This is a genomic window from Lachnoclostridium sp. An14, from assembly GCF_002160755.1.
Classification (GTDB): Bacteria; Bacillota; Clostridia; order Lachnospirales; family Lachnospiraceae; genus Lachnoclostridium_A.
Map to the genome: position 1 here is coordinate 1 of NZ_NFLE01000067.1, position 7,408 is coordinate 7,408.

Sequence of the window (7,408 nt, forward strand, 5' to 3'; positions counted from 1 at the left end):
CAGAAAGAATAGTATGAGTATACCGCTAATGGGGAAGATGTGAAAGGATAAGAGCTATTTGTGAAAAGGTAAAAGCTAGACGGGGGTGTGAGAGTAGAATTTAACTTTACATTTCACATTTAAAATGCGCATTTTAATAAGGGATTGACAATACAGGTATGTTTTAGGTACAATAAATGGATAAGAAATAAAGGATTCATTTAACCCGAAATGTTTCACGTGAAACATTTAAGTAATAGAAATCTAATGGCATATTATATTTTTACAATTCTCAATACAGATCAGTTTTTGAATATTTCCAATCAAGAGAAATAATCGTTTTTTCATATACTAGCATTGAAATAATTACTGGAACAGTAATCATTAATTATAAGATACCATAATTGTTTCATGTCATTTGGTTTCTTATAATGCTCAATTTATATGATATTCCAGATCCTCGTTATAGGTTCATATCTGTCCAGATTAGTATCAAAATACGTTTGTATTCTTTCATATAAGCGAATAGACGCGAAACCTGTCTGCCGATTGATATAGAACGTAGAACGCTTTTAATTTAAGAATGGCAAAACCACAGTCTATATTAAATGACGAGATAATTAAAATTGAGTCGTTATTTGTAATGCTTTTTAACCGTCACTTATTAGCCTAAAACGTTCAGGCATATATAAAAATAACCATGGTTTTGCCGCTTAATGTTATTGTTTATAATCCTTCGTTAAGAAAAAAATATTCGAATGGTTTCTAATACCTTTTCTGGATTTTCTAATTGTGGAAGATGTTTTGTCTTCGGAATAAGAGAATACTCTATAGCAGAATTTAAAGTCTGATATTCTTTTGCGATTTCCTCCATATTATTTTCATCTTCTCCACCTAAAATATAGATGCTATTGTCAATTTTCTTTAAAGCATTGGCAATATTGCACTTGATATAATTGCAAATCAGGCTGGAATAGACTGCCTTGGGGCATTCACCCAGATGAGCTGATTCAAAATAGTGATCAACATAGGTGGAACGAGCAGAGTATGGATTGAAAAAGTATTGTTCCTCGAATGTTTTTTCAATTTGGTTTCTGCTACAGGCGATGTTATACAGCAAAGTACCAATCACAGGGAGATCTAAAATAAATTTATATAGTTTTGTATGTTTGTTTGGCACCTGTGCAAAAGATTGTAGGCTGCTGGGATTAATCAACATGATCCGATTAAACAAAGTTGGATCATTGTTGCAGGCCATAATGGCAAAAGCAGAAGTTTCTCCGGTTACGATCAGGTCTGTACGGTGACCGATTTCAGACTTTATAAAATCACAAAGAAGTTGAACATAAAAATAATTTGTATAGGTTAAATTCGGTTTCTCCGAACGTCCACATCCAATTAAGTCAATCGTATAAACGGTATAATGTTCTTTTAAAGAGTGAATCATTCTGTGCCATTCGTAACTGCTGGAAGAAAAGTGAAAATCATGAACCAGCAAAAGAGGAGAGCCTGTTCCTACCTTAGTATAATGTATTTTTCCCAGACGCCAGGAATAGCAAAGGGACTGGGGAAGATCTAAAAGATGTTTGGATGTGGCAGATATTTTTAAGGCTTTATTAATAAGAGCTGTGCCAGTGACAGCACCGGAAGCCAGAAGAAAGAGGGTGAGGAATTTGTTTCTGGTTTTCATAGTGTGTTACCTCCTGATTGCTGATAGTAGTGTATATTCTATAGGACAAAAGGGGTTCAATACCCGAATAAAATAACAAATATAAGGGCTTGTAAGTTATTTTTCTATTACCTGTTTCATAAATAAATGGTTTATAGTATGAAAATAAGCCTAAAAATTTTACTTTTCAATTAAATTTTATCATACATGATACAAAAGAAAAAGGTATCATAATCAAACCGTAATTCAAATACACTGCTGTTCTGGTGTTGATCTTATTATAAAGTAAGTAGATGTAGATTACAATGGGGGAGGTGGATAAATGCTCATTTTTCCATTAAGAGAGCTCAAAAGTGGCTGAAAAGTTTCACGTGAAACATTGAAATGAGGGTATGAAAATAAAATGATTTGTGGTATACTTTTCCGTGAACAAAAGAAAGGGACTTAAATATGGGAAGAATAATAGCGATAGCAAACCAAAAAGGCGGGGTTGGAAAGACGACGACAGCCATAAATTTGTCTGCAACGCTGGCAGAAGCGGGACAAAAGGTTTTAGCTGTAGATTTTGACCCCCAGGGAAATGAAACGAGTGGTCTAGGGCTGGAAAAAGAAAATCTGGAACAGACAGTGTACGAGCTGCTGATTGGTGACTGCAAGCTGTCGGATTGTCTTGTAAAAGAAGTTCAGCCCAATTTAGATGTCATTCCTTCGAATGTGAACCTGGCAGGAGCAGAGATTGAGCTTCTGGAAATGGACGATAAAGAAAAAATTTTGAGAGGATTTCTCAGAAGAATAAAGAAAAATTATGATTTTATCATTATTGACTGTCCGCCGTCCCTTAGCTTGTTGACCATTAACGCTCTGGTGGCAGCAGATACCGTTTTAGTACCAATACAGTGTGAATATTATGCTCTGGAAGGCCTGAATCAGGTGATGAAAACGATTCAACTGGTGAAAAAGGGGTTAAATCCGAAACTGGAAATGGAAGGTGTAGTGTTTACAATGTATGATTCCAGAACAAATCTTTCAAATGAAGTTGTCCAGAGTGTGAGAGAAAGTTTGAATGAAAATATCTATAACACAATGATACATAGAAATGTTCGTCTTGCGGAGGCCCCCAGCTATGGGATGCCCATTACCCTGTATGACACCCGATCTGTAGGGGCAGAAGACTATCGAATGTTAGCAGCTGAAGTGATTAAAAGAGGAGAAGAATTATAATGGCAAAAAGGACGGGATTGGGAAAGGGCCTTGGGGCACTGATTGGAGATACTGTGGTAGAAAAAGATCCAGCAGGCGAAAAAAGCAGATCCAGAAATAAAAAAACGGAGGAGAAGGACGATACGGTTGGAAAGGAGATGTTCATTAAGATATCTTCTATTGAACCAAACCAGGCTCAGCCGAGAAAAAATTTTGATGAAGAACAGTTAAATGAACTGGCGGATTCTATCAAACAGTATGGAATTCTTCAGCCACTGCTTGTTCAGAAAAATGGTAATTTTTATGAAATTATTACAGGAGAACGGCGGTGGAGAGCTGCTAAAATGGCAGGTCTCAAGGAAGTTCCGGTGGTGATTCGAGAGTACAGTGCTCAGCAAAAGCTTGAAATCGCGTTAATTGAGAATGTACAGCGAGAGGATTTAAATCCTATTGAAGAAGCCATGGCATATCAGCGCCTGATAGAGGAGTTTCATTTAAAACAGGATGAAATTGCAGCCAGGGTGGCGAAAAACAGAACGACGATCACGAATAGTGTGAGACTTTTAAAATTACATAAGGACATCCAGGCTATGGTGGCAGAGGGCATTGTTTCCAGCGGCCATGCCAGAGCCCTTCTTGTTTTGGAAGACCAGGACGATCAACTTTCTGTAGCACAAAAAATTGTAAAGGATGGACTGAGCGTTCGGGAAACGGAGCGGCTGGTCAAGGCTCTGACAAAACCAAAACAAGAGAAAACAAAGGAGAAAGAGCCGGATGCTGTGATTTTGGCATACCAAAATATGGAAGACAGAATGAAATCCATCATGGGAACAAAAGTATCCATTAATCGGAAGGACAAGAATAAAGGAAGAATCGAAATTGAGTACTATTCTTCCGCAGAATTGGAGAGGATTATTGAATTAATTGAGTCAATTAAGCAATACTAGAATTGGAAGTGAGGACATAAGATGGAGAGCAGTATTTTGAACAGCTTGCCGGTAGATCCGGCATATATCATCATTGGATTGGCTGTGATCACCCTGATCCTGTTGGTGGCAGTGATCGTATGTATTATAAATATGAAGAAACTGTATCGCAGGTATGATTATTTTATGCGGGGAAAAGATGCAGAAACCCTTGAGAATATTATTATCGAACAGATTGAAGAAATAAAAAATTTGAGATCTGAGGATAAGGCTAACAAGGAGGCCATCCGGTCCTTAAATCGCAATCAGAGAGCATCTTACCAGAAGTTTGGCTTGGTAAAATACAATGCTTTTAAGGGTATGGGAGGCACGCTGAGTTTTGCAGTTGCCCTTCTGGATTACACAAATTCTGGTTTTGTAATGAATTCCGTGCACAGTCGAGAGGGCTGCTATCTGTACATCAAACCTGTGGACAGAGGACAAACGGAGACATTGCTCGGTAATGAAGAAAAAGAGGCATTAGAGCAGGCGCTGGGGTACAGAGAGGCTAAAATGGTATAAATTGTATTTTTTTGAGTACAATATTGGAAAGAATTGACTTTAGGATAATGAATTGCTAAAATCAATGACATATGATGAAGGCAAAGGAGCCGGGACTGAGGAGGTCCCGGCTTTTGTTGCTTTTTGAGGAATAAAAACGGCTTATGCCGTTAATGCTGGAGACAGGCTCAGTCCTTTTCCAAGAACAGTTTGAGGAGGAAAAATTTATGTCTTACGTTGATGAAATGTATGAGAGAGTAGTAGCTCAGAATCCGGGAGAGCCGGAGTTCCATCAGGCAGCAAAGGAAGTTTTGGATTCCCTGAAACTGGTAATTGATGCCAATGAAGAAAAGTACCGCAGCGTTGGACTGCTGGAGCGGTTTATTGAGCCGGAGCGCATTGTAAGTTTCCGTGTGCCGTGGATGGACGATCAGGGAAGAGTACAGGTAAACAAAGGATACCGTGTACAGTTTAACAGCTCCATTGGACCATATAAGGGCGGTCTTCGTTTCCATCCGTCTGTAAATCAGAGCGTATTAAAGTTCCTGGGCTTTGAGCAGGTGCTTAAAAACTCTTTAACCGGCCTTCCCATGGGCGGCGGTAAAGGTGGTTCTAACTTTGATCCCAAAGGAAAATCGGATGCAGAAGTGATGCGTTTCTGCCAGAGTTTTATGACAGAGCTGTATCGTCATATTGGAGCGAATACGGATGTACCGGCTGGTGATATTGGTGTAGGCGGGCGTGAGGTTGGATACTTGTTCGGACAGTATAAGAGAATCACCGGATTATACGAGGGGGTTCTTACGGGAAAAGGACTGACCTTCGGCGGTTCTCTGGCTCGTACAGAGGCAACAGGATATGGCCTTGTATATATGCTGGAGGAGATGTTAAAGCATGACGGAAAGGATATGGAGGGCAAAACGGTTCTGGTATCCGGTTCCGGAAATGTGGCAATCTACGCGACGCAGAAGGCACAGAGTCTGGGCGCAAAAGTAGTTGCTATGAGCGATTCCAACGGCTATGTGTACGATAAAGACGGAATTAAGCTGGATGTAATGAAAGAGATCAAGGAAGTTCGCCGTGGTCGTGTGAAAGAGTATGCTGAGGAAGTTCCAGGTGCAGTTTATACGGAAGGAAAAGGAATTTGGACGATCCCCTGCGATATTGCACTTCCCTGTGCAACGCAGAACGAGCTGAATCTGGAGGATGCAAAGACTCTGAAAGCAAACGGATGCTTTGCAGTGGCAGAGGGGGCAAATATGCCGTCCACCAGAGAGGCAACGGACTTCTTCGTAGAGAATGGTATTCTGTTTATGCCTGGCAAGGCTGCAAATGCAGGCGGAGTAGCAGTGAGTGGCCTTGAGCAGTCCCAGAACAGCCTGAGACTGAGCTGGACATTTGAAGAAGTTGATGCCAAATTAAAGGATATTATGGTGAATATTTATGCAAAGGCTGCAGATGCTGCGGAGCGCTACGGAGTGAAGGGTAACTATGTAGCAGGAGCAAATATTGCAGGCTTTGAAAAGGTAGCAGCTGCGATGATGAGCCAGGGTATTGTGTAGGATTTTCTGACTTCTGTGTCAAGAAACCTGTGTAGAATTCTTCGGCTACAGGTCTTGTATTCTGTAAATAAATAGTATATAATATGGTTCAACACATGAGGCGGAGTGGTTCTTCGCCTCATGTTTGTCTGGGAATTTTTTATTTAACAGGAAACTGCGTTCCCTGTTAAATAAAAATGCTCCGCAAGGAGGCACACTCCGCGGGGAGGAATATGGTGCTGACGCAACCGCGCTCCGATGCGAGTGTGTGCCAAGCGCACACTTTTTATGGTAAAATTTTGGTTCGTGCAGAGATGTAGATTGTAGTCGTTGAGTTTTGAATAAGAAGGTGACAGTATGCACAAATTTTTGCGTTCTATTGGATTTTCCGGAATTAGGAACAATCAGGATGTAGAAGTTCTTTTAAAACGGATTGTGGAAAATCCTTCGGAGAAAAGAAGGGTACAGACAGAAGAAAATCTGAATTTGTGGGAGATTCGGGGAGAGGTAGCTCCTGGAATGGGCATTGCTATTTTTGGTGAGATCGGAGAAGATGGAAATTTTCACAGAGAATTTTATTATCCGTATCTGCGCAGCAGTGACCTTTCATCCGCAGCAGACTGCTCGATTCAGCGTCATACGGAAAAGGAGACGTACGCTGGACTGTTGGATGAGTATCGTGTGGGAATCTCTTTGATTTTCTTTCTGGAAAATTTATCAGAGTATCGGAAAATGAAAAGAGATTATGATTTTCATAAGATAGGCGGCGCAAATCTCACTGGTTTGGCGACAAGTGGGAAGGTGCTTTTGCCGCTGCGAAAGACAGCAAAACAGGTTGAGTTATCCAGAGTAGCAGCCAGAGATCGAAACGATTTGATTGAGGCAGCGAAAAATGGAGACGAAGATGCCATGGAGACTCTGACAATCGAGGATATTGACCTGTATTCCAAGATTACCCGGAGGATGATGAAGGAGGACATCTACTCGATTGTAGAAACCTGCTTTATGCCGTGCGGAATTGAGTGTGATCAGTATTCTGTGATTGGTGAAATTAAGAATGTGGCGATGAAGAAGAATTCCATGACCGGAGAAGACGTATATGATCTGACGGTGGAGAGCAGCGATTTGACGTTTCATGTAGGAATTGCAAAGATGGATTTGCTGGGAGAACCGGAGATTGGGCGCCGGTTTAAGGGACAGATCTGGATGCAGGGATTTGTACAGTTCACATAAGGGATGAAAAATGTAAAATTAAACAGGGATTTTCTGACGACTTCCGGATTATTGAATGTTGGAATTCAAAGATAGATTGGCCGGAAATAGGAAAATGGAATTTATGAATGTGCTGAAACGAAATTCAGACTTTGATTTGTGTTTTTAGAAAAGGGAATTTTGATTTGACACATTTGAAAACGGAGATGAGAATAGCTTGGTGAGTTTTTATAAGAATCCATAAGGGTTGTAAATATTTATCTTCGGTTTCTGGCCGATTGCTAGTTGTTTTCGATGCTTTGGAAGTGATGTGTAAGCCTTGTAATTTGCAGAAAGTATTT

General features: G+C 40.3%; 6 protein-coding genes. 5 read left to right on the forward strand and 1 reads right to left on the reverse strand.

The genetic code is table 11. From position 1 onward, the window contains the following. Positions 1-718: 718 nt before the first annotated feature. A complete protein-coding gene (locus B5E84_RS19835) occupies positions 719-1,669 on the reverse strand; it encodes an alpha/beta fold hydrolase (RefSeq protein WP_087226604.1) in 951 nt (316 codons plus the stop codon). Between the two features lie 429 nt (positions 1,670-2,098). On the opposite strand from B5E84_RS19835, the gene B5E84_RS19840 reads away from it, so the two are divergent. From B5E84_RS19840 to B5E84_RS19860, 5 genes are all read left to right on the forward strand, one after another. After that, a complete protein-coding gene (locus B5E84_RS19840) occupies positions 2,099-2,869 on the forward strand; it encodes a ParA family protein (protein WP_087226607.1) in 771 nt (256 codons plus the stop codon). Next, a complete protein-coding gene (locus B5E84_RS19845; protein WP_087226610.1) occupies positions 2,869-3,795 on the forward strand; it encodes a ParB/RepB/Spo0J family partition protein in 927 nt (308 codons plus the stop codon). Before B5E84_RS19840 ends, B5E84_RS19845 begins: the two co-directional genes overlap by 1 nt. A gap of 21 nt (positions 3,796-3,816) precedes the next feature. Next, positions 3,817-4,335 carry a DUF4446 family protein gene (locus tag B5E84_RS19850; protein ID WP_087226612.1) on the forward strand — a complete coding sequence of 173 codons (519 nt, stop codon included), beginning with the start codon at positions 3,817-3,819 and terminating at the stop codon, positions 4,333-4,335. Between the two features lie 206 nt (positions 4,336-4,541). Beyond that, positions 4,542-5,876 (forward strand): NADP-specific glutamate dehydrogenase, encoded by a 1,335-nt coding sequence (gdhA, locus tag B5E84_RS19855; RefSeq protein WP_087226618.1) that lies wholly within the window; start codon positions 4,542-4,544, stop codon positions 5,874-5,876. Positions 5,877-6,212: 336 nt separating this feature from the next. After that, the gene (locus B5E84_RS19860) at positions 6,213-7,088 is read left to right on the forward strand and encodes a DUF3881 family protein (protein WP_087226615.1); all 876 of its coding nucleotides are present in this window, start codon (positions 6,213-6,215) and stop codon (positions 7,086-7,088) included. Positions 7,089-7,408: the final 320 nt, after the last annotated feature.